Below are 25,310 nucleotides of genomic sequence, written 5' to 3'. Positions count from 1 at the left end.
CGAACACTTTTGGGACATCCTCTTTCTTTAAAACCATGGGAACCATTTCTCAAACCAGCTTTTTTCGTCCTCTTTTTTCTTCGTTTTCTTCTCCAAATGATCCGTGCAATAGTCGGTCGGTTCTGTGCCAATGAGATAATACGTTTTTCGTTTCACCGGACAAGCATCGGTGGCCAGCTTTCCGTTTTGCGGATCGATGTAGACGCCGATGACACCTTTTGTCGGTTTAAACGATTTTTTCGGCTTGTCAGCGAGACTTTGTTCCATAAAGCGGACCCATATTTGCTTCGCATACTGTTTTTCATCAAAACGGCTGATCGTTTCCCCACGGTCGTAACCGGTCCAGACGCCAGCAACCAACTGCGGGGTAAAGCCAATCATCCAGCTGTCTGTTTTCGTCGTTCCGGATTTTCCGGCATAAGGACGCGTTATTTCATCGATGATTGATTGTCCAGTGACGGTCGTATAGCCGTTCAGCTTCGGGTCGAACATCCCGGTCATTAAATGCGCCGTCACAAACGCGGCATCGCGGTCGATCACTTGTTGGGTTGACGGCTGATGCTCGTATAACACGTTTCCGTTCGCATCGATGACTTTTTTAATAAACACCGGCTCCGTTTTTTTGCCGTAGTTGGCGATCGTGCTGTACGCCGCGACCATATCGATCATTTTCACTGGCGATGTGCCGAGGGCTAGCGATGGCACGGCTTTTAATTTGCTTGTAATGCCGAGCGTTTTCGCCGTTTCGATCAGTTTGTCGGCGCCGATAAACTTCAGTGTTTTTACCGCAAAGACGTTGTCCGATACGGCAAGCGCTTGGGCGAGCGTAATCGGGCCGTTTGCGTAGTAATCATTGTAGTTATGAGGCGTATACGTCGCCCGGCCGTCGTCAAACGTAAACGTCGTCAGTTCGCTGCGCAATGGGGTCGACGGGGTGAATCCATGTTCGATGGCCGCGTAGTACAAAAAAGGTTTGAACGTCGAGCCTGGCTGGCGTTCCGCCTGTACGGCGCGATTGAATGGGCTCTCGTTGTAGTCGCGCCCGCCGATGAGCGCTTTTACTTCCCCGGTGCGTGGATCCATGGCCAATAACGCTGCTTGGATGGCGGAAGAGGGACGGATCACCTGTTCAAGTTGCTCTTCGGCGATTTGCTGCATGCGCCGGTCGAGCGTCGTGTAGACGCGCAGTCCGCCGAGCTCGATCGTGCGCTCGTCAAGGCCGAGTTTCGTGCGCAACTGCTGTTTGACGACGTCTTGAAAATATGGAGCGATAGGCCGCTCTTTCTCGCGGTGCTGCACGTAGACGAGCTTGTCGCGGTACGCCTGTTCCGCCTCCTGGCGGCTGATGTAGCCCGCTTCCACCATCGAGAGGAGGACGATTTTTTGCCGCGTTTTCGCCCGCTCTTCGTTGATGAGCGGCGAATAATAGTGCGGTCCTTTTGGGATGCCGGCTAGCATCGCTGCTTCGCTGATCGTCAGCTCATCGGCGTGCTTGCCGAAATAATAGCGCGCCGCTGCCTCGATACCGTAAACCCCATGTCCATAGTAAATCGTGTTTAAATAGCCTTCCAAAATTTGTTCTTTGCTGTAGTTGGCTTCAAGTCGGATGGTATAGAGCGCCTCTTGAATTTTTCGCGACCATGTTTTCTCGTGCGTCAAAAATAAGTTGCGCGCATATTGCTGGGTGATCGTGCTTGCTCCTTCGACTTTGGCCATCGCCTGCACATTGGCGACGACGGCGCCGGCAATTCGTTTCAAATCAAATCCATGGTGTTCGTAAAACTTTCGGTCTTCGACGGCGATCGTCGCTTCAATGACGTGCGGGGAAATGTCATCAAGACGAACCCAGTAGCGCTTCTGTCCATAATTGCTTTCCCCGATTTTGCTGCCATCATCTGCATAAAAAACCGTCGTTTGCGGCACAGCGACCGGTGGGGCGCCTCCGATTTTCGCAAACAAAATAAAACTCCCGAGGGCAGCGAAAGCAAAGATTGTGAGAAAACAGCCAATAAAGACGGCGGCGCGCACATATTTCCACGTGCCGCGAAAACGACTGCCCGGGATCGGTTCCATTGCGCATCCCCCCAATGGTTTTAGCGGTAATTAGGACGGATGACTGCCCCAAAATCGCCTTATGTTGCCTCCGTCCCCATATCTCAGTCAGGCGATTTCTGCTTTCTTACTAGTATGAAAAAAATTTTTTTATTTTAAACTTGTTCCCCTTGCATTTTTGCTAGATTGCTCTATACTTTTTCATGTTTAGTTTTTCGTTGGTGAGGGAAACTTTGATAGTAAGCAACGCTCGGAGAAAGGATGTTACCGACATGGAACTATGGTTTACTGAAAAGCAGACAGAACATTTTGGCATCACTGCACGCATTATCCGCACTTTACATACAGAACAAACGCCGTTTCAAAAACTTGATATGGTCGAAACGGCAGAGTTCGGTAATATGCTCATTTTAGACGGCATGGTGATGACGACGCAAAAAGATGAATTTGTCTACCATGAGATGGTTGCTCATGTGCCGTTGTTTACCCATCCAAATCCGGAAAACGTGCTTGTCGTTGGCGGTGGCGACGGCGGCGTAATCCGCGAAGTGTTGAAACACCCGAGCGTCAAAAAAGCGACGCTTGTCGAAATTGACGGCAAAGTGATCGAGTGCTCGAAAAAGTATTTGCCGGAAATCGCTGGCCAACTTGACGATCCGCGCGTCGAAGTGAAAGTCGATGACGGGTTTATGCATATCGCCCAAAGTGAAAACGAGTATGACGTCATTATGGTTGACTCGACCGAACCGGTCGGACCGGCGGTGAACTTGTTTACAAAAGGGTTTTACGCCGGCATTGCGAAAGCGTTGAAAGAAGACGGTATTTTCGTCGCCCAAACGGACAACCCTTGGTTTAAAGCGGATCTGATTCGCAATGTTTACCGTGATGTGAAGGAAATTTTCCCGGTCACGCGCCTATATACGGCGAACATTCCAACCTACCCAAGCGGGCTGTGGACGTTTACGCTCGGCTCGAAAAAATACGATCCGCTCGCGGTAAGCGATGACCGGTTCCACGACATCGATACAAAATATTACACAAAAGAACTGCATAAAGCATGCTTCGTATTGCCGAAATTTGTCGCGGACTTGGTGAAATAAGGGGAGGGGCAAATTGATGCGGTTTGATGAGGCCTATTCTGGCAACGTGTTTATTGGTAGCCACCCGAACTTTGAAGAAAGCGAGGCAGTCATTTACGGGATGCCGATGGATTGGACGGTTAGCTACCGGCCCGGTTCGCGATTCGGCCCGGCCCGCATCCGTGAAGTGTCGATCGGGCTGGAAGAATATAGCCCGTATTTAGATCGGGAGCTCGGTGACATTCGTTATTTTGACGCCGGTGATATTCCGCTGCCGTTCGGCAACGCTGCTCGCAGCTTGGAGCTGATTGAACAGTTTGTGAAAAAAGTGCTGGACGCCGGTAAGTTTCCGCTAGGCCTTGGCGGCGAACATCTCGTCTCTTGGCCGGTCATTAAAGCGGTGCACGAATATTATCCAGACTTGGCCGTCATTCATATGGATGCCCATACCGACTTGCGCGAACATTATGAAGGTGAGCCGTTGTCGCATGCGACGCCGATTCGCAAAGTTGCCGATCTCATCGGCCCGACAAACGTCTTTTCATTCGGCATCCGTTCCGGCATGAAAGAAGAGTTCGAATGGGCGAAACAAAACGGCATGTACATCGCCAAGTTTGACGTACTTGAGCCGCTTCGCTCCGTGCTGCCGAAGCTCGCTGGTCGTCCAGTGTATGTGACGATTGACATCGATGTGCTTGACCCGGCTCATGCCCCTGGTACGGGGACGGTCGACGCCGGCGGCATTACGTCGAAAGAGTTGTTAGCGGCGATCCATGAAATCGCCCGTTCCGATGTCCGCGTCGTTGGTGCCGATCTGGTCGAAGTCGCGCCGGTTTACGACCATTCGGAACAGACCGCGAACACAGCGAGCAAGCTTGTTCGCGAAATGTTGCTTGGCTGGGTGGCAAAGTGAACATAGGGAAAAGCGCCTAAATCGCGAACGTGCGAGGGCGCTTTTTTTATGTAGTAGGAGAAAGGTTGCGGGAATATATACACACCTTATGGAATAATATGCAATGTATTTATCATTCAAAGGGGGAGGAGACAGAAGTGGGCGTCAAACTGATCAAAATTTCCGTTGTGTACTTCGTCATCGGCGTCTGTATTGGGCTTGGTATGTCGATGACCCATTCGTTTGTGCTCACACCGGTTCACGCCCATATTAACTTGCTAGGTTGGACAGCTTTGACGCTCGCGGGCATTATCTACCATTTATTCCCGCAGGCAGCAGCGACAAAATGGGCGAAACTCCATTTTTGGCTGCACAATATTGGCTTGCCGCTCATGATGGTCGGTGTGATTTTTGTCGTGTACGGCTATGAAGCGTTCGTGCTAGCAACAGCCATTGGCGGAGTACTTGTCACCCTTGGTGTCATTTCCTTCGCTATTGCTGTGCTGCAAAATGTTCGCGTCTCATCGTTAACCTAAGAGAACCAGGCTCAAAGCGTTTGCTTTGGGCCTTCTCTTTTTCTCGACCCCTTGAATCAGGCGGAACAGTTCTTTATACTTATTGTTATGACTGTGTTCGCAAAGGTGTGTTCGTAAAACATGAACGAAACAAACGGCATTCCGGTGCGGCTCCGTCAAGTGGCTGTTATCCGCGACGGTGCGCACGAAGAGACGATCGCGCTTGAATTGGACGGCATCTATTACATAAAAGGAGAAACGATGTATTTGCGGTTTGCCGAGGAAAACGAACTCGGGCGGGTGAACAACGTGGTGAAAATCGCACCTGATGAGGTGACCGTTCTTCGCTCCGGGGCGGTTGAGATGCGGCAAACGTTCCGATGTCAGCAAGAAATGCCGGGCCATTACAAAACGATGTTCGGGCGGTGGTCGCTAGCGACCAAAACGGATGTGATCGAGTTCCGGTATGACGAGAGACGGAAACAAGGACAGCTCTTTCTCTCGTATGAACTGATGCTAGAGCATGAGCGGAGCGGGCGCCGTACGTTGACGTTAACATTTAAGGGGGTATAAGCCGATGAACATTGTCGGACAAATGAAAGAACAGCTGAAAGAGGAAATTCGCCAGGCGGTGGGAAAAGCCGGGCTGGTGGCGGCTGAGGAGCTGCCAGAAGTATTGCTTGAGGTGCCGCGCGAAAAGGCTCATGGCGATTATTCGACGAATATCGCCATGCAGCTCGCCCGCATCGCGAAAAAGCCACCGCGGGCAATCGCCGAAGCCATCGTTGAAAAGTTTGACGCCGAGCGTGTTTCGGTGGCGCGCATCGAGGTAGCCGGCCCAGGGTTTATTAACTTTTACATGGACAATCGCTATTTGACAGCGGTTGTGCCGGCGATTTTGCAAGCGGGCCAAGCGTATGGCGAGTCGAATGTCGGCAAAGGGGAAAAAGTGCAAGTCGAGTTCGTCTCGGCTAACCCGACCGGCAACTTGCACTTAGGTCATGCTCGCGGTGCGGCGGTCGGCGATTCACTTAGCAATATTTTGGCGAAAGCCGGATTCGATGTGACGCGTGAATATTACATTAATGATGCCGGCAAACAAATTTATAACTTGGCGAAATCAGTCGAAGCCCGCTATTTCCAAGCGCTCGGTACCGATATGCCGCTGCCGGAAGACGGCTATTACGGTGACGACATCGTGGAAATCGGCAAAAAGCTCGCCGATGAATATGGCGATCGGTTCGTCCATGTGGACGAAGAAGAACGGCTCGCCTTTTTCCGCGAATACGGCCTCCGTTATGAGCTCGACAAAATTAAAAACGATTTGGCTGCCTTCCGCGTTCCGTTTGACGTTTGGTATTCGGAAACATCGCTTTATGAGAGCGGCAAAATCGATGAGGCGCTCTCAACGCTGCGTGAGCGCGGTTACATTTACGAACAGGACGGAGCCACATGGTTTCGTTCGACGGCGTTTGGCGATGACAAAGACCGTGTGTTAATCAAGCAAGACGGAACGTATACGTATTTGCTTCCGGACATCGCTTACCATCAAGATAAGCTGCGGCGCGGGTTCACGAAGCTAATCAACGTCTGGGGAGCGGATCATCATGGCTACATCCCGCGCATGAAAGCAGCGATCGCTGCGCTCGGCTACGATCCAGAAGCGCTCGAGGTCGAAATTATCCAAATGGTGAACTTATACCAAAACGGCGAGCGCGTCAAAATGAGCAAACGTACTGGTAAAGCGGTGACGATGCGCGAGCTGATGGAAGAAGTTGGCGTCGATGCTGTCCGCTACTTCTTCGCTATGCGTTCGGGCGATACGCATCTCGATTTTGATATGGACTTGGCTGTTGCCCAGTCGAATGAAAACCCGGTCTACTATGTCCAATATGCACATGCCCGCGTCTCAAGCATTCTCCGTCAAGCAAAAGAGCATCAACTGTCGTATGAAGGCGACGTCGATCTTCATCATCTCGTGGAAACAGAAAAAGAAATCGAGCTGCTCAAAGCGCTTGGTGACTTCCCGGACGTTGTCGCTGAGGCGGCCTTGAAACGGATGCCACATCGCGTCACCGCCTATGCGTTTGATTTGGCGTCGGCGCTCCACAGCTTTTACAATGCGGAAAAAGTGCTTGACCTAGACCAGATCGAAAAAACGAAAGCTCGTCTCGCGCTTGTCAAGGCGGTGCAAATCACGCTGCAAAACGCTCTAGCGTTAATCGGCGTCTCAGCGCCGGAACAAATGTAAACGAATGAGGGAGCGATTGCTCCCTCTTTTGTTTGGGCATGCTAAAGGAAAACAACGGTGGAGGATCAACAAGTGAAAGAAGTCGTACTCGCACTTATCACCGGTATGGTTGTCGGTTTTTTGTTTACGCTGTTTCGTTTGCCGATTCCCGCTCCCCCAGCGTTGGCCGGCGTTGCTGGCATCGTTGGCGTGTATCTCGGCATGCGGCTGTTTCAATGGCTGTCGTTGTTATGGAAGTGAACGACAGCTTAATGGCAAGCTGATCAAAATGGTTCAATCGTCCCCGGCTGGTGCAGTTTTGGCGATATGAGGTCGCCATGGGCGCCGGCCGATTTTTTGTTTCTTCCTTTGCTTTGGTGTTTCTTCCATCTGCTCCCTGCCGAAAACATACGTGCTATAGCCAAGCGGAAATGAGCTGGGAAATCGACTCTTTGCCGCGGTCAAGGAGCGAACGGTTCCGCCAAAAATCGAGCGTCAGCGGCTCCGAGCGCGTCAAATCGCGTTCGATCGCCTGTTTGACGAGCCGTGTAAATGCGCGATCAAACACGTAGCAGTTGATTTCACCATTTAAGAACAAACTACGTCGGTCAAAATTCGCTGTGCCGACATCACACCATTCTTCGTCGATCACAATGGTTTTAGCATGGTAAAACCCTTGGTAAAAGCGGTAAACGCGCGCCCCGGCTTTCAGCATGCGATAAAAATACGGATAGGCGGCTTCTCTCACAAATAAATGATCCGCTTTCAGCGGCACAAGCACGGTGACGCGCACCCCGCGCTTGAGTGCACGCATCAGTTCGTTAAACAGCGGCCGGCTCGGGATAAAGTATGGGGTACCGATCATAATTTCTTTTTTGGCATGGCGGATGGCATGGATATATTGTTCCTCAAGGGCGGAGCCATCGGTAGCGACCAATTGATGGCGAATGGCGCCAGCGGGAAGCTCCGGGAAATACCGGTGTTTGTCCGCCACCGTCTTGCTTGTCGCTTCTTCCCAATCATGCAAAAACTGTTCTTGCAAGTCATATACTCCTTCGCCGCTGATTTTTAGGTGATAGTCCCGCCATTCCCCGAAATTGGCGTCTTTCCCATTATATTCGCGGCCGATGTTATAGCCGCCGATGTAGCCGATCCGCCCATCGATGACCGTAATTTTTCGATGATTGCGGCGATTGAGGCGGTAAATCAAAAACGGAAAGCACGGCGGGCGGGTATAGGCGAACTCCACCCCGCTTGCCCTTAGTGAACGAATGAGCGCTTTCGGCAACCCGAGGCTACCCACCCAGTCGACCAACACCCGTACTTTCACTCCTTCGGCTGCTTTTTCTTTTAAAATTTGGAAAAACGGCGTGGTCGTTTCGTCACTTTTGATAATGTAAAACAGAATGTGAATATGGTCGCGAGCACGGTGCAGCTCGGCAAAATAGTCGGCAAATAAATGCCTGCCATTGACATAGAGCGCTATATCGCTTCTCCGTTCTGGATAGACGACTTTTTTGCGTCCGTTCCGGAAGGAGAGCTGACCAAGCTTGTCATCGAGATAAATGAGTACGAATATAATGGCAATCACAGCAATAACGACCATGCCTTCCCCTCCTGTGCGTCGCTTCAGTACTTATTAATGTATCCTACAGCGCACAAAAATAGCAGAGCTGAAGCCGCCGATTCTCTCCCATCTTACCGAACAGGCGCCTAACCGATTCTTGTGAAGACCTAGTGTTTGATATCCTTTTGGCGGCTAAACGAAGCACGAGCAGGAGCGGTCGTCTTGCCAACAAATATATGGACCTTCTTCTTCACTTTTGTGTGAAAGGAGAATCCTTCCTGACAGAAATGATAAAAAAGTTGTTGACTGAATGCTCATTCATTTGTAAAATAAACATAAATGGAAATTATGAAAATTTTCTTTGTTGCGGCAACAAATTCGCTGGAAAAGCGGGGGAAGGGGAGAGAAGATGAACGTTTTATTAACGGTGAATTTGCTCGCGTTTTTGTTTGTAACCGCTTACGCTATCTATTTGTTTGCGTATGTCGTAAAAACGCGGGCAATGTACATTAAACTCGGCAAAAAAGTCGAGTTTGACGAAAAAGTCAATGAGCGGCTGCGAAGCATTTGGGTCAACGTCTTCGGCCAGAAAAAGTTGCTCAAAGACAAAAAAAGCGGCTTGATCCATGTCATCTTTTTCTACGGCTTTATTCTCGTCCAATTTGGCGCGATCGATTTTATCATTAAAGGTCTTGTGCCAGGGGCGCACTTGCCGCTCGGGCCGTTGTATCCAGGGTTTACGTTTTTCCAAGAAATTGTCACCTTGCTCATTTTAATCGCGGTGCTTGCCGCCTTTTACCGTCGTTACATTGAAAAGCTCGTCCGCTTAAAGCGTGATTTCAAAGCCGGACTTGTTCTCATTTTTATCGGTGGACTCATGTTGTCCGTTTTATTCGGCAACGGGATGAGCCGGATTTGGCACGGCGAAGAAGCTGCATGGAGCGAACCGGTTGCTTCGCTTATTGCCGGTGCGTTTTCGTGGATCGGGGAAACCGGGGCCGCGGTACTGTTTTTTGTCGCTTGGTGGGTGCATTTATTGATTTTGCTGACGTTCCTCGTGTACGTGCCGCAATCGAAGCACGCTCACTTGATCGCTGCACCAATCAACGTCTTTTTCAGCCGGCTGACGCGGCCGAAGCTTACGCCGATCAACTTTGAAGACGAAAGCCAAGAGTCATTTGGCGTTGGCAAAATTGAGGATTTTACGCAAAAGCAGTTGATTGACTTGTATGCTTGTGTCGAGTGTGGCCGCTGTACGAGCATGTGTCCAGCGACCGGCACAGGGAAAATGTTGTCGCCGATGGATTTGATTTTGAAGCTGCGCGACCACTTGACGGAAAAAGGAGCGGTCGTCACATCGCGTGCCCCGTGGGTGCCGACGTTCGCCTTCAAAAATACGAAAGGCAATCAGCTCGCATTCGCTGCGGCATCGGAGCAGGCAGCGACGATTGAAATGCCAAGCTTGATCGGTGACGTCATCACTGAAGAAGAAATTTGGGCTTGTACGACGTGTCGCAACTGTGAAGACCAATGCCCGGTCATGAACGAACACGTCGATAAAATTATTGACTTGCGCCGCTACCTCGTTTTGACTGAAGGGCGGATGAATCCAGACGCACAGCGGGCGATGACGAATATCGAGCGTCAAGGCAACCCGTGGGGGTTAAACCGGAAAGAGCGGGAAAACTGGCGCGAGTTGCGTGACGATGTCCACGTCCCAACGGTAAAAGAAGCGAAGAAGGCCGGGGAAGAGATCGAGTACTTGTTCTGGGTTGGTTCGATGGGTTCATACGACAGCCGCAGCCAAAAAATTGCCCTCGCCTTTGCTAAGCTGCTGAACGAAGCAGGTGTCAAGTTTGCGATTTTAGGTAACAAAGAGAAAAACTCGGGCGATACTCCGCGTCGGTTAGGAAACGAGTTTTTGTTCCAAGAATTAGCAAGTAACAACATCGCTGAGTTCGAAAAAGCGGGCGTCAACAAAATCGTCACGATCGACCCGCACGCTTACAATGCGTTTAAAAACGAATACCCGGACTTTGGACTCGAGGTCGAAGTGTACCACCATACCGAGCTGCTTGCCAAGCTCATCGAAGAAGGACGGCTTGTACCGAAATATCCGGTCCATGAACGCATTACGTTCCATGATTCGTGTTATTTAGGACGCTACAATGACGTCTATGACGCGCCACGGCAAATTTTGCGCGCCATCCCGGGTGTTGAACTCGTCGAAATGGAGCGCAACCGTGAACGCGGCATGTGCTGCGGCGCCGGCGGAGGTCTCATGTGGATGGAGGAGACAACCGGCAACCGGATCAACGTCGCTCGTACGGAACAGGCGCTTGCTGTCAATCCGACGGTCATCAGTTCCGGGTGTCCGTACTGCTTGACAATGTTGTCGGACGGTACGAAGGCGAAAGAGGTAGAAGACCGCGTCTCGACGTACGATGTCGCTGAACTATTGGCGAAATCAGTGTTTGGTGAGGAAAAAGAAGAAGCCGCATCATAAAATGGTTGCACAGACAATTTCTATTTTTTAAAATAGTAAGTACAATATTCTATTTGTGAAAGAGATGGTGTACGGTCGTACGCCTTCTCTTTCGCCTCGCCATCGAGCGAACGTTCAGTCTGTAATTTGTAATCGCTTTCTTATATGAAAAAGGGGGAGAGAAATGATGGGGAAAACGGTGATTGTTAACGGGGCGCGCACCCCGTTTGGAAAATTAGGCGGTGCTTTGCAAGCGTTATCAGCAGCTGAACTTGGTGGCATTGCTGTGAAAGAGGCGCTCGCCCGCGCCAACGTAAGCACAGAACAAGTTGATCATGTCATTTTGGGCACTGTTCTACAAGGTGGACAGGGGCAGCTTCCGTCGCGGCAGGCGATGCGCCATGCCGGTATTCCGTGGCACGTCCGCACTGAGACGGTGAATAAAGTGTGCGCATCCGGCATGCGTGCGGTAACACTCGCTGACCAGCTCATTCGTTTAGGTGACGCCGAGGTCGTCGTCGCCGGCGGGATGGAGTCGATGAGCAACGCACCGTACGTGTTGCCGAAAGCGCGCTGGGGGCTGCGGATGGGTGACAGCACGGTAAAAGATTTGATGGTATATGATGGCCTCACATGCAGCTTTACCGGCGTTCATATGGGCGTTTACGGCGGAAACTCGGCGCGTGAGCTTGGCATCACCCGAGAGGCGCAAGACGAGTGGGCATACCGCAGCCATATTCGCGCCATCGCCGCCATCGAAGCGGGCCGCCTCGCTGAAGAAATCGTTCCGGTGACAATCCCGCAACGTAAAGGCGCCCCTCTTGTCGTTGAACATGACGAGGCGCCGCGAAAAGACACATCGCTTGAAAAACTGGCGAAACTGCCGCCGGTGTTCGATCCGCAAGGCACGATCACAGCCGGCAATGCCCCGGGCGTCAACGACGGCGCTGCGGCACTCGTCTTAATGAGCGAAGAGCGCGCCGCCCGCGAAGGGCTCGAACCGCTTGCAACCGTTGTCGCTCACACGGCCATCGCTGTCGAGGCGAAAGACTTCCCGAAAACGCCGGGGCTTGTTATTAATGAGCTGCTCCGCAAAACGGGGAAAACGGTCGATGACATCGCCTTGTTCGAAGTGAATGAAGCGTTCGCCGCTGTCGCATTGGCGGCCATTCAAATCGCCGGTCTTGACCCGGAAAAAGTGAATGTCAACGGAGGCGCCGTTGCCCTTGGTCATCCGATCGGCGCCAGCGGCGCGCGCATCATCTTAACACTCATTCATGAGCTGAAACGTCGTGGCGGCGGCCTCGGCATCGCCGCGATTTGCAGTGGCGGCGGCCAAGGTGACGCCATCTTAGTCGAAGTATAAGGGGTGTTGGGAGCGCGACAAGCTCGCGTCTCGTATGGCGGCACGGGGACGGCGGTGTCGCCGTCTGTCCCTGCGTGACATCATGCTGTCGCTAAGGAACGGGTACGACTTGTCGCCGGATGTCGTCAAGACACAGGAAGCGGCCTGTTGCGATCTCGTCTTCGTGATGCGGCCGCGACGCGGGGTACAACCTGTCGCCCCTCTGTCCTTTGGTGAGGAGACCGAGACGGTAGGTGAGGCCGCCTGCCGCTGCCTTGTCGTTCAGTGACGAAGTCATGAAACGGAGTCATATTTTCGGAGCAATGCTAAGAGCGCACGGTGCGGCAGTGTACCTCATGTTGCGGCTATAGGGCGGGATGCAGCGTGTCGCTGCTATACCTATCGAGGTTGAAACGGCGGCATCGGCCGCCGGAAAACTAACGGATATCCTGCACGTTCATTTTTCAGAAATACACATAGATGGGGGATAAGAACATGGACGTAAAAACAATCATGGTCGTCGGTGCCGGTCAAATGGGATCAGGTATTGCTCAAGTATGTGCTGTCGCCGGCTATGACGTACTTTTATATGACATTAGCGAAGCGCAATTGGATAAAGGAATCGCGAACATTGAAAAACTGCTCGCTCGCCAAGTGGAAAAAGGGAAAATGGCGGCAGCGGACAAGGACGCGGCGCTGTCGCGGCTTTCCCGTTCCACCGACTTGCATGATGCCACCGACGCTGACCTTGTCATCGAAGCCGTTGTCGAAAACATGGATGTGAAAACGAAGCTGTTTGCCGAGTTGGACAAAATCGCCCGCCCGGAGACGATCTTAGCTTCCAATACGTCGTCACTTCCGATTACGGAAATCGCAGCGGCGACAAAGCGGCCAGACAAAGTAATCGGCATGCACTTTATGAACCCGGTGCCGGTCATGAAGCTAGTGGAAATTATCCGCGGGTTGGCGACGGCTGATGAGGTATACGAGACGATCGAAGCGGTCACCCGGACGCTTGGCAAAGTACCGGTTGAAGTAAACGACTTTCCAGGCTTTATTTCCAATCGTGTACTCATGCCGATGATTAACGAAGCGATTTACGCTTTGTACGAAGGAGTAGCAACAAAAGAGGCGATCGATGAAGTGATGAAACTTGGCATGAACCATCCGATGGGGCCGCTCACGCTCGCTGACTTTATCGGATTGGACACGTGCTTATACATTATGGAAACGCTTCATGAAGGGTTCGGCGACGACAAGTACCGCCCGTGCCCGCTGTTGCGCAAATACGTCAAGGCTGGTTGGCTTGGTCGCAAGACGGGGCGCGGATTTTACACGTACGAGTAAGTAGATAGAGGCAACATTGACAAACAACATGAAAAAGGGGGATGTCCCGTGCAATTTCGGTTTACGGAAGAACAAGAAATGATGCGGCAAATGGTGCGCGAATTTGCAGCAGCGGAAATCGCTCCGTTTGTTGAGCGCATGGAGCAAGGAGAATTTCCGCGCCCGATTTTAGCTAAAATGGCCGAGCTCGGCTTAATGGGGATCACTGTTCCGGAACAGTACGGCGGCGCAGGCATGGACTTTCTTTCGTACATTATCGCTATCCATGAAATTTCGAAAGTGAGCCCGACGGTCGGTGTCATTTTATCGGTGCACACGTCCGTCGGCACGAACCCGATTTTGTATTTCGGCACGGAAGAACAGAAACAAAAATATGTGACGAAACTCGCTCGCGGTGAGTATTTAGGGGCGTTTTGCCTCACCGAACCGAGTGCTGGCTCGGATGCGAAAAGCTTGAAGACAAAAGCGGTGCGTCGCGGCGATACGTATGTGTTGAACGGCTCAAAAATTTTCATCACCAACGGTGGAGAAGCGGACACGTACATCGTGTTTGCCCGCACGAATCCGGAGGAAACCGGCAGCCGCGGCATTTCCGCGTTTATCGTTGAAAAAGGGACGCCGGGTATGGAGATCGGCAAAGATGAAAAGAAAATGGGGTTGCACGGATCGCGGACGGTGACAATCACGTTTGACGACGCTGAGGTGCCAGCGGAAAACTTGCTCGGCCAAGAAGGGGAAGGATTTAAAATTGCTATGGCCAACCTTGATGTCGGCCGGATCGGCATCGCTGCCCAAGCGCTTGGCATTGCGGAAGCAGCGGTCGAACATGCTGTGGCCTATGCCAAAGAACGGGTGCAGTTTGGCAAACCAATTGCCGAGCAGCAAGGCGTGGCCTTTAAGCTTGCTGATATGGCAACGGCGGCGGAAGCGGCGAAATGGCTCGTCTACCGCGCCGCTTGGTTGCGCGCTCAAGGCTTGCCGTGCGGCAAAGAAGCGTCGATGGCCAAACTGTTTGCCTCGCAAACGGCGATGGATAATGCCATCGAAGCCGTGCAAATTTTTGGCGGCAACGGTTATACGAAAGATTATCCGGTCGAGCGGCTGTTCCGCGATGCGAAAATTACGCAAATTTACGAAGGGACGAGCGAAATCCAGCGGATTGTCATTAGCAAGCAACTGACCAAACAGTAATCAAAACAAGGGGAAGAGGATTTTTTATAGAAAACGGGGGAATGAAGCGATGAATTTTCAATTGAGCGAAGAACATGAAATGTTGCGGAAAATGGTGCGTGAATTTGCCGAAAACGAAGTGGCGCCTACGGCCGCTGAGCGTGATGAGGAAGAGCGGTTTGACCGCAGCATTTTCAACAAAATGGCCGAACTTGGCTTAACGGGCATCCCGTGGCCGGAAGAGTATGGCGGCATCGGCAGCGACTATTTGGCGTATGTCATTGCGGTCGAAGAGTTGTCGCGCGTCTGTGCCTCGACCGGGGTGACGCTCTCCGCCCATATTTCGCTTGCAAGCTGGCCGATTTATAAGTTCGGCACGGAAGAGCAAAAGCAGAAGTATTTGCGCGCTTTGGCAACCGGGGAAAAGCTCGGAGCATACGGGCTGTCCGAGCCGGGAGCAGGGTCTGATGTCGCCTCGATGAAAACGCGTGCCATCAAAGACGGCGACCATTACGTGTTAAACGGTTCGAAAGTATGGATCACGAACGGCGGCGAGGCAGAGATTTACGTCGTCTTTGCCGTCACTGATCCGGAAAAGCGGCATAAAGGGATCAGCGCCTTTATCGTCGAAAAAGGGACGCCGGGCTTTTCAATCGGCAAAAAAGAAAAGAAACTTGGCATCCGTTCGTCGCCGACGACTGAGCTCATTTTTGAAGATTGCCGCATCCCGAAAGAAAACTTGCTCGGTCAAGAAGGGGAAGGGTTTAAGATCGCGATGATGACGTTAGACGGCGGCCGCAACGGCATCGCCGCCCAAGCGGTCGGCATCGCTCAAGGAGCGTTGGATGCCGCTGTGGACTACGCGAAACAGCGCGTCCAATTCGGTAAACCGATCGCTGAACAGCAAGGGGTTTCCTTTAAGCTCGCCGACATGGCGACAGCCATTGAAGCGGCTCGGCTGTTGACATACCAAGCGGCATGGCTCGAGTCAAACGGCTTGCCATACGGCAAGGCATCGGCGATGGCAAAACTGTTTGCCGGCGACACGGCGATGAAAGTGACTGTCGATGCGGTGCAAATCTTTGGCGGCAACGGTTATACGAAAGACTATCCAGTTGAACGGTTTATGCGCGATGCGAAAATTACGCAAATTTACGAAGGGACACAAGAAATTCAGCGCCTCGTTATTTCGCGGATGTTGACGCGCGATTAATGATAGCAGCGCTTGAACGTTTGAATCGCAGCAGCCGTTTCAAGGAGCGCGCTCTATGTGCTGCTGCGAGGGGGATCTTCGTGATTTCGGGGACGTGCCGTGCGGGTCATGGCAATGAGTTCGGGGGTGTACCGCACGACATGTCTCGTTCTGCCGCAACGGGCAGTCGGGTGGTGCGCCGCCTAGCTGCTAAACGGGAATGGGGGAGAGGAACGTAAATGAAAAAACGGGAAGTGATCGCATCGGTCAAAGATGAAAAGCTCGTGAAAAAACGCCGCAACGAAATGATTAAAGGGGCGATTTCCCTTTTTAAACAAAAAGGTTTCTACCAAACGACAACGAGGGAAATCGCCAAAGCGTCCGGATTTAGCATTGGCACACTATATGAGTATATCCGCAAAAAAGAAGATGTCTTGTATTTAGTGTGTGACCGCATTTACGACGAGGTGCGGGAGCGGACCGAACAAGACCTTGGCGATCATCATGGCACGATTGAAGGATTGCGGCGTGCGATCGCTCACTATTTTCGTGTCGTTGATGAACTCGACGACGAAGTGCTCGTCATGTACCAAGAGTTGAAGGCGTTAAGCAAAGAATCGCTCCCATACGTTCTCAATAAAGAGCTTGATATGACGGCTATTTTCGAGCATATTTTGCGCACATGCGTCGAAAGCGGTGCGCTGCAGCTTTCTGAAAGTGAGATTCGCCTCTTTGCCCACAACATTATCGTGCTTGGGCAAATGTGGGCGTTCCGTCGTTGGGCGCTGCGGAAAATGTATACGCTCGAAGAATATATTGAATGTCAGACGGAGTTTTTATTAAAGGGGATTATGGAGAAACAGAAAGCTTGAACAAAGGGGGAGAGATGATGGCGCATATTTATCGTCCGAAGCATCATGTTCGCTTTGTGACAGCGTCCAGCTTGTTTGACGGCCATGACGCGTCCATCAACATTATGCGCCGCATTTTGCAAGCGAGCGGCGCCGAAGTCATCCATTTAGGCCATAACCGCTCCGTTGAAGAAATCGTCAATGCGGCCATCCAAGAGGATGTGCAAGGCATTGCCGTTTCCTCCTATCAAGGCGGCCACATGGAATTTTTTAAATATATGTATGATTTGCTGCAAGAGCGGGGGGCGCCTCATATCCGCATTTACGGCGGCGGGGGCGGCGTGATCATCCCGCGCGAAATCAAGGAATTGCATGAGTACGGAATTGCCCGCATTTTCTCGCCGGAAGACGGCCGTCGCCTTGGTTTGCAAGGGATGATTAATGTGATGCTTGAAGAATGTGATTTTCCAACCGTGACGGCCGTGACGGATGAAATCGAACGGCTCCAAACCGGCGATGTGCAAGCCATCGCCCGGCTCATTACGCTGTGTGAATATCGCACTGAGGCAGGCCAAGAGGCAGCTGCTGCGGCTGAAGCTGCTATCGAGCAAGTGAAGACGATGGAAAAACGCGTACCGGTGCTCGGGATCACCGGCACGGGCGGTGCGGGGAAAAGCTCGCTCACTGATGAGCTCGTCCGTCGCTTTTTAAATGAAATCCCAGAGATCAAGATCGCTATTTTATCCGTCGACCCGACGAAGCAAAAAACAGGCGGCGCGCTGTTAGGGGACCGAATTCGGATGAACGCCATTCATTCGCCGCGTGTCTATATGCGGAGCCTGGCGACGCGCCATTCCCGTTCCGAGCTGTCGCCGGCGATTCGCGATGCCATTTCGGTCGTCAAGGCGGCCGGGTTTGATCTCGTCATTGTCGAAACGAGCGGGATCGGCCAAGGCGATGCCGCCATTACTGAAGTGTGCGATGTCTCGATGTATGTGATGACGAGCGAGTTCGGAGCGCCGACGCAGCTCGAGAAAATCGATATGATCGACTACGCCGATTTGATCGCGATTAACAAATTTGAGCGCAAAGGGTCAGAAGATGCGAAACGGCAAGTGCAAAAACAATATCAGCGCAGCCGCCAGCTGTTTGATCGCGACGTATCGGAAATGCCGGTATACGGCACGATCGCCAGCCAGTTTAACGATCCGGGCACGAATACGCTCTTTGTCGCACTCGTCGATACGATCAACCGGAAAACAGGGACGAACTGGAAGACAAGTTTAAATACGGTTGCCAACGTTGAAAAGCATAACGTCATCATTCCAAATGAGCGCCGCTATTATTTGCGTGAAATCGCTGAGACGGTGCGTTCGTATCATCGCCGCGCCGAACAGCAGGTGGAGATTGCGCGCCGCTTGTTCCAAATTGAAGGGGCGATTGAAGCGGCCAATGAGCGCGGCGAGTCTGACGATGTCATCCGCGCGCTCGAGACGCTCAAAGCCGATTATGAAGCGAAGCTGACGCCGGAATCGAAACGTATTTTAGCGACGTGGGAAGAGACGAAGGCGAAATATGCCGCCAAGCAACTTGTGACAAAAGTGCGTGATAAAGAAATCGTCACTGAGCTGACGACAAAAACGTTGTCCGGCTTGGACATTCCGAAAGTCATCTTGCCAAAATTTAAAGACTACGGGGAAATTTTGCGCTGGGTGTATAAAGAAAACGTCCCTGGCTCATTCCCGTATACGGCTGGCGTCTTCCCGTTCAAGCGTCAAGGGGAAGACCCGAAGCGTCAGTTTGCCGGCGAAGGGACGCCGGAGCGCACCAACCGTCGCTTCCACTACTTATGCAAAGAAGACAAAGCGAAACGGCTTAGCACGGCATTTGACTCGGTCACGCTCTACGGCGAAGATCCGGACTATCGACCGGATATTTTTGGCAAAGTTGGGGAAAGCGGCGTCAGCATTTGTACGCTGGATGACATGAAGAAACTGTACAAAGGGTTTGATTTGTGCGACCCGCTTACATCGGTGTCGATGACGATCAACGGTCCGGCTCCGATTTTGCTGGCAATGTTTATGAATACGGCCATCGACCAACAAGTCGAAAAGCGGGAACAAGAGCTTGGTCGTCCGCTTACGCCGGAAGAGTACGAACAAGTGAAAGCCGCGACGCTGCAAACGGTGCGTGGCACGGTGCAAGCCGACATTTTAAAAGAAGACCAAGGACAAAATACGTGCATTTTCTCGACCGATTTTGCCTTAAAAATGATGGGCGACATTCAAGAATATTTCATTAAGCATCGTGTCCGGAACTATTATTCAGTGTCGATTTCCGGCTACCATATCGCTGAGGCTGGGGCGAATCCGATTACCCAGCTGGCGTTTACGCTCGCCAATGGCTTTACGTACGTCGAATATTATTTAAGCCGCGGCATGCATATCGATGATTTCGCGCCGAACTTGTCGTTTTTCTTCAGCAACGGCCTCGATCCGGAATATTCGGTGATCGGCCGTGTCGCCCGCCGCATTTGGGCGGTCGTCATGCGCGAAAAATACGGCGCCAATGAACGAAGCCAAAAGCTGAAATACCATATTCAAACGTCTGGCCGTTCGCTTCACGCCCAAGAAATCGATTTTAACGACATTCGTACGACCTTGCAGGCGCTTCTGGCGATTTATGATAACTGCAATTCGCTCCATACGAACGCTTATGACGAAGCGATTACGACGCCGACCGAGGAGTCGGTCCGCCGGGCGATGGCCATCCAGCTCATTATTACAAAAGAGTTTGGCCTAGCGAAAAACGAAAATCCGCTCCAAGGCTCGTTCATTATTGAGGAGCTCACCGACCTCGTCGAAGAAGCGGTCTTGCAAGAGTTCGAGCGGTTAAACGACCGCGGCGGCGTGCTCGGAGCGATGGAAATGCAGTATCAGCGCGGTAAAATTCAAGACGAATCGCTCTATTACGAGACGAAAAAACATAGCGGGGAACTGCCGATTATCGGCGTGAATACGTTCCTCAATCCGAACCCGCCGTCGGAAGATGAACTGAACAACCTTGAGCTCGCTCGGGCGACGTATGAAGAAAAAGAGCTGCAAATCCGCAATTTGCGTGAATTCCAAGAGCGGAACAAAGACAAAGTCGGCCCGGCGCTCGAGCGCTTAAAACAAGTGGCAATTAGTGGCGGTAACATTTTCGAAGAATTGATGGAAACCGTCAAAGTGGCCAGCCTCGGGCAAATTACCCGCGCGTTGTACGAAGTCGGCGGGCAATACCGACGGAATATGTAGGAAAGCGTGTTCGTCGGCCTCCGTCAGCGGCGGCGATCCGCCCTTTGACCGGCACTATACAACCGCTTATGATTCTTCGCTCTCCTAGAGTCAAAACGGGAAATGTTATTGGAATAAAATGTATCTCATTGGACGGATAGGTCGGAAAGAGGGCTGCCTTTGCTGCGAGGCGGTCCTCTTTTTGCTTTTTTCGCTAAATAGCTAGCATAAACGCCACCAATTTGTTTATAATGAATGGTATGTATTCCACTTGCATTCATTTGTTTCATTATATAGAAGGGGAGTGCTGAATTTGAGCCTGCAGCAGCAATACTCGCCAGAGGAATTGCAGGAGATGTCGTTCGTCGAGTTGGCGAACCTCATTTTGCTTAATAAGCGGGAGGCGCTGCCGTTTGACCAAATCGTCCGTGAAGCAGCGGCATTGACCGGCGCAACGGAGGACGACATCGCCGCGCGGCTTGCCCAGTATTACACTGATTTAAACATCGACGGACGGTTTATTTGCGTCGGGGAAAACGTCTGGGGGCTGCGCGCATGGTATCCGTTTGACCAGACCGAAGACGAAACGGTGACGATTGTCAAGCCGAAGAAGAAGAAAAAAGTGCTTGATGACGAATACGACGATTACGAAGAGTTGCTTGACGAAGAAGATCTTGATTATGACGATCTCGATGAATACGATGACGAAGAGCTTGAGGTCGACGACGAAGAGCTGCTTGAAGATGAGGAGTTCGACCTTGACGAAGATGTCGATTTTGAAGACGACGTGCTCGATGACGAAGAGTTTGAACTGGACGAAGAGCCGCTTGACGAAGATCTCGATCTCGAGGAGACAGAGGAAGACGAATAACCGCTTGACTTTGCCGAGGGAACTCGGTACAATGTGTGTTGGGCTCTTAAAAAACGGACGAATGGAATAATCGCTCCCTTACATATCGTAAGTGGAGCGTTTTTTATTTGCGCCTTTCGCAAACACTGAAACTGTTACTGTAATTTCGGCAAGGGGGAAGACAAGATGACAAAGTACATTTTTGTGACGGGCGGTGTCGTTTCTTCGCTAGGAAAAGGAATTACGGCTGCGTCGCTCGGGCGACTATTGAAAAACCGTGGATTGAACGTGACGATCCAAAAGTTTGACCCGTACATTAACGTTGACCCAGGAACCATGAGCCCGTACCAGCACGGTGAAGTGTTTGTCACCGATGACGGCGCGGAAACGGATTTAGACTTAGGGCATTATGAGCGGTTTATCGATATTAATTTGAACAAATACAGCAACGTCACCACCGGAAAAATTTATTCCGCCGTTATCCGTAAAGAGCGGCGCGGCGACTACTTAGGTGGTACGGTGCAAGTCATCCCGCACATTACGAATGAAATCAAAGAGCGCGTCTTCCGCGCCGGGAAGGAAACGAACGCCGATGTCGTGATTACGGAGATTGGCGGTACAGTCGGTGACATCGAGTCGCTTCCGTTTTTGGAGGCCATTCGTCAAATCAAGAGCGATGTTGGCCGCGAAAATGTCATGTACATTCATTGTACGCTCGTGCCGTACATTAAAGCGGCTGGAGAAATGAAAACGAAGCCGACGCAGCATAGCGTGAAAGAACTGCGCAGCCTCGGCATTCAACCGAACATCATTGTCGTGCGCACGGAAATGCCGATGCCACAAGAAATGAAAGACAAAATTGCACTATTTTGCGATATCGACCCGAAAGCGGTCATTGAATCGTACGACGCGGATACGCTATATGCTGTTCCGCTCATGCTGCAAGAACAAAAGCTTGACCAAATCGTCTGCGAACATTTGCGCCTCAACTGCCGCGAAGCGGATATGACGGAATGGAAAGCGCTCGTGGAGAAAGTGCGCAACTTATCGAAAACGACGAAAATCGCCCTCGTCGGCAAATACGTCGAACTGCCGGACGCTTACATCTCGGTCGTTGAAGCGCTCCGTCATGCCGGCTATGCGTTTGATACGGACATTGACATCCAATGGGTCAATGCGGAACATGTGACGCGCGACAATGTGGCCGAGCTGTTAAAAGATGCTGATGGCATTCTCGTTCCGGGCGGGTTCGGCGACCGCGGTGTTGAAGGGAAAATTGAAGCGATTCGCTATGCCCGTGAACAGCGTGTGCCGTTCTTAGGCATTTGCTTAGGGATGCAGCTCGCTTCGATCGAATTTGCTCGTCATGTCGTCGGCCTCACCGGCGCCCATTCGGCTGAATTTGACCCGAATACGCCGCATCCAATCATCGACTTGCTTCCGGAACAAAAAGATGTCGAAGATTTAGGCGGTACGCTCCGTCTCGGCTTGTACCCGTGCAAGCTGCAAGAAGGGACGCTTGCCCATGCTGCGTACGGCGATGAAGTCATTTATGAACGCCATCGTCATCGGTACGAATTTAACAACCAATACAGAAACTTAATGGAAGAGCATGGCTTCGTCTTCTCTGGCACAAGCCCGGACGGACGGCTTGTTGAAGTCATTGAGCTGAAAGACCATCCATGGTTTGTCGCTGCTCAGTTCCATCCGGAGTTCACTTCGCGTCCGACGCGGCCGCAGCCGCTGTTCCGCGAGTTTGTCAAAGCGTCGCTAAAACAGTGACGAAAAAACGGTGTCCGTTTGTCGGACACCGTTCAGCTTGTCGACAAAGTCGACAAGCTGTTTTATTATGAAGGTAAGACGAGGGAGAAATGGAGGAAAGGAACGATGCTTCGGCCACACCAAGAAGATGGGCGCTATACCGAAACCACGGTGAAACTGGATGATCTGGTTCCAGAGGATCACTTGGTAAGAAAGCTGGATGCGGCCATTGATTTTTCTTTTATCTATGATGTGGTGAAAGATCTCTACTCTCCTGATCATGGACGTCCGAGCATTGATCCAGTGATGTTGTTTAAAATGTATTTGATTCAGTATGTATTTGGGATTCGCTCCATGCGTGAAACCGTCGAACAAATCCGAACCAACGTCGCCTACCGTTGGTTTTTAGGACTTAGTCTTCATGATCCCGTTCCTCATCACTCGACGCCAAGTAAAAACTATGCGCGTCGTTTCGCTGGAACGGATGTATTCCATCAAATTTTTTCACGGATTTTAAAAGAAGCCTTTGAACACGGATTGGTAGATTCGAGTGTCTTGTACGTAGACTCCACTCATGTCAAAGCAAGCGCCAATAAAAAGAAGTTTACAACGGAAATGGCAGAAGTCGAAGCCAAAGCCTACCAACAGGAACTCGAAAAAGAAATCGAACGGGATCGGATCGCTCATGGAAAATCGCCGTTGCCATCTGAGAAAAAAAAAAACGGGAAGTAAAAGTAAGCAAAACGGATCCGGAGAGCGGACTGTTGGTGAAAAATGAACGGGAGCGAGTGTTTGCCTATTCGTATCATACAGCTTGTGATCGCAACGGATGGATTCTACAGACCTACGTGACGGCAGCCAACGTCCATGACAGTCAAGCGTTTTTTGTGCTGTTCGAACGAGTGAAACGGGAAATCCAATCATGTCCGGAAGCCGTGTGTGTAGACGCAGGATATAAAACTCCTGCCATTGCCAAGTATTTACTCGAACAAGGGGTAAAGCCGATTTGGCCGTACACTCGCCCGAAAACAAAAGATGGATTCTTTCGGAAATCAGATTTTGTGTATGACGAATATTTTGATTGTTATCTATGCCCCAATGATCAAGTTCTATCTTACTCTACTACGAATCGGGAAGGGTACCGGGAATACAAATCGGACCCGGCGGTGTGCCGAAGCTGTCCGTATCTTCATCAGTGCACGCAAAGCAAGAGCTACACCAAAGTAGTCACTCGCCACGTATGGCAGGACTACTATGAAGAAGCAGAGCATTTGCGGTATGTTCCGGAATACCGGGAACTCTATGCCCTCCGAAAAGAGACGATTGAACGGGATTTCGCCGATATGAAAGAGAAGCATGGTCTGCGCTGGACGCATTACCGGGGATTGGAAAAAAATGAGGCGCAGGCGATGCTTGTTTGTGCTGCCATGAATTTAAAAAAACTGGCGAATTACCTATGGAAGGCGAAGCACCGCCCTTTCTTTTCCTTTGCATGGCTTCCCATCCTACCCACTTTTTTTGAAAACATAGTCTATTTATGGAACAAAATGGGTTTCAGACATTCGTCTGAAACCCATTTTGTCAACAGTCTGAAACGGTGTCCGTTTGTCGGACACCGTTTTTTGATGGTTTCATTCGATGGACGCACCTGTTTTCATAGCGGTGGTTACTTATACTCCTCCAAAATTTCATCAAGTAGCACAAGCAGTCCGTAGTAGATGAACGAAGCGGTAACCACCGTTGGCATGGCGATGCGGCGGCCATCTTCTGTCGGTACGAGCGGACGCGAGAGTTTGCTGTCAATATGGATAGCAGCGATATCCGCTAATCCAGGTTCGTCTTTGACAAGCGTTGCGACAGCGACCGTATCAACGCCGCGTGCTTGCAGCTGTTCAACGAGGCGGATCGCCTCTTCATCGTTGGAAAAACGGGCGAACACAAGCGCCCGGTCTGTTTCGTTCCAATCATCTGCCGCCTCCGGTTCGAGGCGCGCTGCTTTTGGCAGTGAATCCGGGCCGAGAAGGGCAGCAGTGACGACCGCATCCAGCTCGCCTGTCCCATATAGCCAAATGCGCCCGTCGCCAATGGCTGCTTGGGCGAGCAAGCGCGCTCCGTCCTCCAGCGCCAGTTCTTCATCGGCGGTGATTTTTTGCAACAGTCCGATCGTTTGTGTCGTCAAAATTTTCATCGTTCGGCCTCCTTTCGACGTTATTATACAAAACGCACAAATGGCAAGAAAAGCAAGCAGGAAATACGTTCGGAAAATGCGAAACATTAATAGGGAGAAAAAAGGAATAGAGGTGCATAACCGTGGGGAACAAAATTTTGATAGTCGACGACCAATATGGCATCCGCATTTTGTTAAACGAAGTGTTTCAACGCGAAGGATATGTGACATACCAGGCGGCCAACGGTATGCAGGCGCTTGAAATTGTTCGCAAACACCATCCCGATCTTGTGCTTCTCGATATGAAAATTCCCGGCATGGACGGTATTGAAATTTTAAAGCGGCTGAAAGACATTGACCCAGATATTAAAGTGATCATCATGACGGCGTATGGAGAGCTTGATATGATTCAGGAAACAAAAGAGCTCGGCGCGCTGATGCATTTTGCCAAGCCGTTTGATATCGATGATTTGCGCGCTGCCGTTAAAAAACATATTTCTGTGTAGAAGTGCGTTTTTAGCTGCTGGTACAA

Annotated in this window: 21 protein-coding genes and 1 pseudogene; 19 read left to right on the top strand and 3 right to left on the bottom strand. The window is 51.3% G+C overall.

What is annotated here, in order from left to right:
* Window positions 1–27: 27 nt before the first annotated feature.
* Window positions 28–2,073, bottom strand: a complete 2,046-nt coding sequence (locus NSQ22_RS17965) for a PBP1A family penicillin-binding protein (protein WP_008880740.1) — start codon at window positions 2,071–2,073, stop codon at window positions 28–30.
* Window positions 2,074–2,324: 251 nt separating this feature from the next.
* Between NSQ22_RS17965 and speE the strand changes: the two genes are divergently transcribed.
* From speE to NSQ22_RS17935, 6 genes are all read left to right on the top strand, one after another.
* On the top strand, window positions 2,325–3,152 hold the full coding sequence (gene speE / locus NSQ22_RS17960; protein ID WP_008880739.1) for a polyamine aminopropyltransferase: 828 nt from the start codon (window positions 2,325–2,327) through the stop codon (window positions 3,150–3,152).
* A 16-nt stretch (window positions 3,153–3,168) separates the two neighbouring features.
* On the top strand, window positions 3,169–4,044 hold the full coding sequence (speB, locus tag NSQ22_RS17955) for an agmatinase (RefSeq protein ID WP_008880738.1): 876 nt from the start codon (window positions 3,169–3,171) through the stop codon (window positions 4,042–4,044).
* A gap of 137 nt (window positions 4,045–4,181) precedes the next feature.
* Window positions 4,182–4,559, top strand: coding sequence for a hypothetical protein (locus NSQ22_RS17950; RefSeq protein WP_008880737.1), 378 nt, complete (start codon window positions 4,182–4,184; stop codon window positions 4,557–4,559).
* Between the two features lie 120 nt (window positions 4,560–4,679).
* Window positions 4,680–5,111: a DUF1934 domain-containing protein gene (locus tag NSQ22_RS17945; RefSeq protein WP_008880736.1), complete on the top strand. Its 432-nt coding sequence runs from the start codon at window positions 4,680–4,682 to the stop codon at window positions 5,109–5,111.
* Window positions 5,112–5,115: 4 nt separating this feature from the next.
* Entirely contained in the window at window positions 5,116–6,789 is a 1,674-nt protein-coding gene (argS, locus tag NSQ22_RS17940) for an arginine--tRNA ligase (RefSeq protein ID WP_008880735.1), read from the top strand.
* 72 nt (window positions 6,790–6,861) lie between these two features.
* Window positions 6,862–7,029 carry a XapX domain-containing protein gene (locus NSQ22_RS17935; RefSeq protein WP_008880734.1) on the top strand — a complete coding sequence of 56 codons (168 nt, stop codon included), beginning with the start codon at window positions 6,862–6,864 and terminating at the stop codon, window positions 7,027–7,029.
* A 154-nt stretch (window positions 7,030–7,183) separates the two neighbouring features.
* Here NSQ22_RS17935 and cls read toward each other — a convergent pair whose 3' ends face one another.
* On the bottom strand, window positions 7,184–8,374 hold the full coding sequence (gene cls / locus NSQ22_RS17930) for a cardiolipin synthase (RefSeq protein ID WP_060476314.1): 1,191 nt from the start codon (window positions 8,372–8,374) through the stop codon (window positions 7,184–7,186).
* Window positions 8,375–8,744: 370 nt separating this feature from the next.
* Here cls and NSQ22_RS17925 point away from each other — a divergent pair, with 370 nt between their 5' ends.
* The 12 genes and pseudogenes from NSQ22_RS17925 to NSQ22_RS17870 all read left to right on the top strand — a co-directional run bounded on the left by NSQ22_RS17925 (window position 8,745) and on the right by NSQ22_RS17870 (window position 24,326).
* Entirely contained in the window at window positions 8,745–10,841 is a 2,097-nt protein-coding gene (locus NSQ22_RS17925; protein ID WP_008880732.1) for a 4Fe-4S dicluster domain-containing protein, read from the top strand.
* Between the two features lie 166 nt (window positions 10,842–11,007).
* Window positions 11,008–12,186, top strand: a complete 1,179-nt coding sequence (locus NSQ22_RS17920) for an acetyl-CoA C-acetyltransferase (protein WP_029761114.1) — start codon at window positions 11,008–11,010, stop codon at window positions 12,184–12,186.
* A gap of 82 nt (window positions 12,187–12,268) precedes the next feature.
* Window positions 12,269–12,454, top strand: a complete 186-nt coding sequence (locus NSQ22_RS17915; RefSeq protein ID WP_339263973.1) for a hypothetical protein — start codon at window positions 12,269–12,271, stop codon at window positions 12,452–12,454.
* Between the two features lie 206 nt (window positions 12,455–12,660).
* The gene (locus tag NSQ22_RS17910) at window positions 12,661–13,512 is read left to right on the top strand and encodes a 3-hydroxybutyryl-CoA dehydrogenase (protein WP_011888415.1); all 852 of its coding nucleotides are present in this window, start codon (window positions 12,661–12,663) and stop codon (window positions 13,510–13,512) included.
* A gap of 48 nt (window positions 13,513–13,560) precedes the next feature.
* The gene (locus NSQ22_RS17905) at window positions 13,561–14,703 is read left to right on the top strand and encodes an acyl-CoA dehydrogenase (RefSeq protein ID WP_008880729.1); all 1,143 of its coding nucleotides are present in this window, start codon (window positions 13,561–13,563) and stop codon (window positions 14,701–14,703) included.
* Window positions 14,704–14,752: 49 nt separating this feature from the next.
* A complete protein-coding gene (locus NSQ22_RS17900) occupies window positions 14,753–15,895 on the top strand; it encodes an acyl-CoA dehydrogenase (RefSeq protein WP_011888414.1) in 1,143 nt (380 codons plus the stop codon).
* Window positions 15,896–15,975: 80 nt separating this feature from the next.
* Entirely contained in the window at window positions 15,976–16,113 is a 138-nt protein-coding gene (locus NSQ22_RS17895; protein ID WP_008880727.1) for a hypothetical protein, read from the top strand.
* A complete protein-coding gene (locus tag NSQ22_RS17890) occupies window positions 16,114–16,746 on the top strand; it encodes a TetR/AcrR family transcriptional regulator (RefSeq protein WP_008880726.1) in 633 nt (210 codons plus the stop codon). It begins immediately after the preceding gene.
* Between the two features lie 17 nt (window positions 16,747–16,763).
* Window positions 16,764–20,021, top strand: coding sequence for a fused isobutyryl-CoA mutase/GTPase IcmF (gene icmF / locus NSQ22_RS17885; RefSeq protein WP_060476312.1), 3,258 nt, complete (start codon window positions 16,764–16,766; stop codon window positions 20,019–20,021).
* 292 nt (window positions 20,022–20,313) lie between these two features.
* The gene (rpoE, locus tag NSQ22_RS17880; RefSeq protein WP_011888412.1) at window positions 20,314–20,871 is read left to right on the top strand and encodes a DNA-directed RNA polymerase subunit delta; all 558 of its coding nucleotides are present in this window, start codon (window positions 20,314–20,316) and stop codon (window positions 20,869–20,871) included.
* A gap of 165 nt (window positions 20,872–21,036) precedes the next feature.
* The gene (locus tag NSQ22_RS17875) at window positions 21,037–22,632 is read left to right on the top strand and encodes a CTP synthase (protein ID WP_008880723.1); all 1,596 of its coding nucleotides are present in this window, start codon (window positions 21,037–21,039) and stop codon (window positions 22,630–22,632) included.
* Window positions 22,633–22,737: 105 nt separating this feature from the next.
* Window positions 22,738–24,326: pseudogene (locus tag NSQ22_RS17870) on the top strand (IS1182 family transposase).
* Here the strand turns inward: NSQ22_RS17870 and NSQ22_RS17865 are convergent.
* Entirely contained in the window at window positions 24,278–24,799 is a 522-nt protein-coding gene (locus tag NSQ22_RS17865) for a DUF2529 domain-containing protein (protein ID WP_041264760.1), read from the bottom strand. The pseudogene NSQ22_RS17870 and the gene NSQ22_RS17865 sit on opposite strands and share 49 nt — an antisense overlap.
* 122 nt (window positions 24,800–24,921) lie before the next feature.
* On the opposite strand from NSQ22_RS17865, the gene NSQ22_RS17860 reads away from it, so the two are divergent.
* On the top strand, window positions 24,922–25,284 hold the full coding sequence (locus tag NSQ22_RS17860) for a response regulator (RefSeq protein WP_008880721.1): 363 nt from the start codon (window positions 24,922–24,924) through the stop codon (window positions 25,282–25,284).
* Window positions 25,285–25,310 lie beyond the last annotated feature (26 nt).

The organism is Geobacillus sp. FSL K6-3411, from assembly GCF_037965715.1.
In the GTDB taxonomy this organism is placed as follows: Bacteria; Bacillota; Bacilli; order Bacillales; family Anoxybacillaceae; genus Geobacillus; species Geobacillus thermodenitrificans.
Note: the sequence above shows the minus strand (reverse complement) of the source record. Positions and strands in the feature narration are given on the sequence as shown.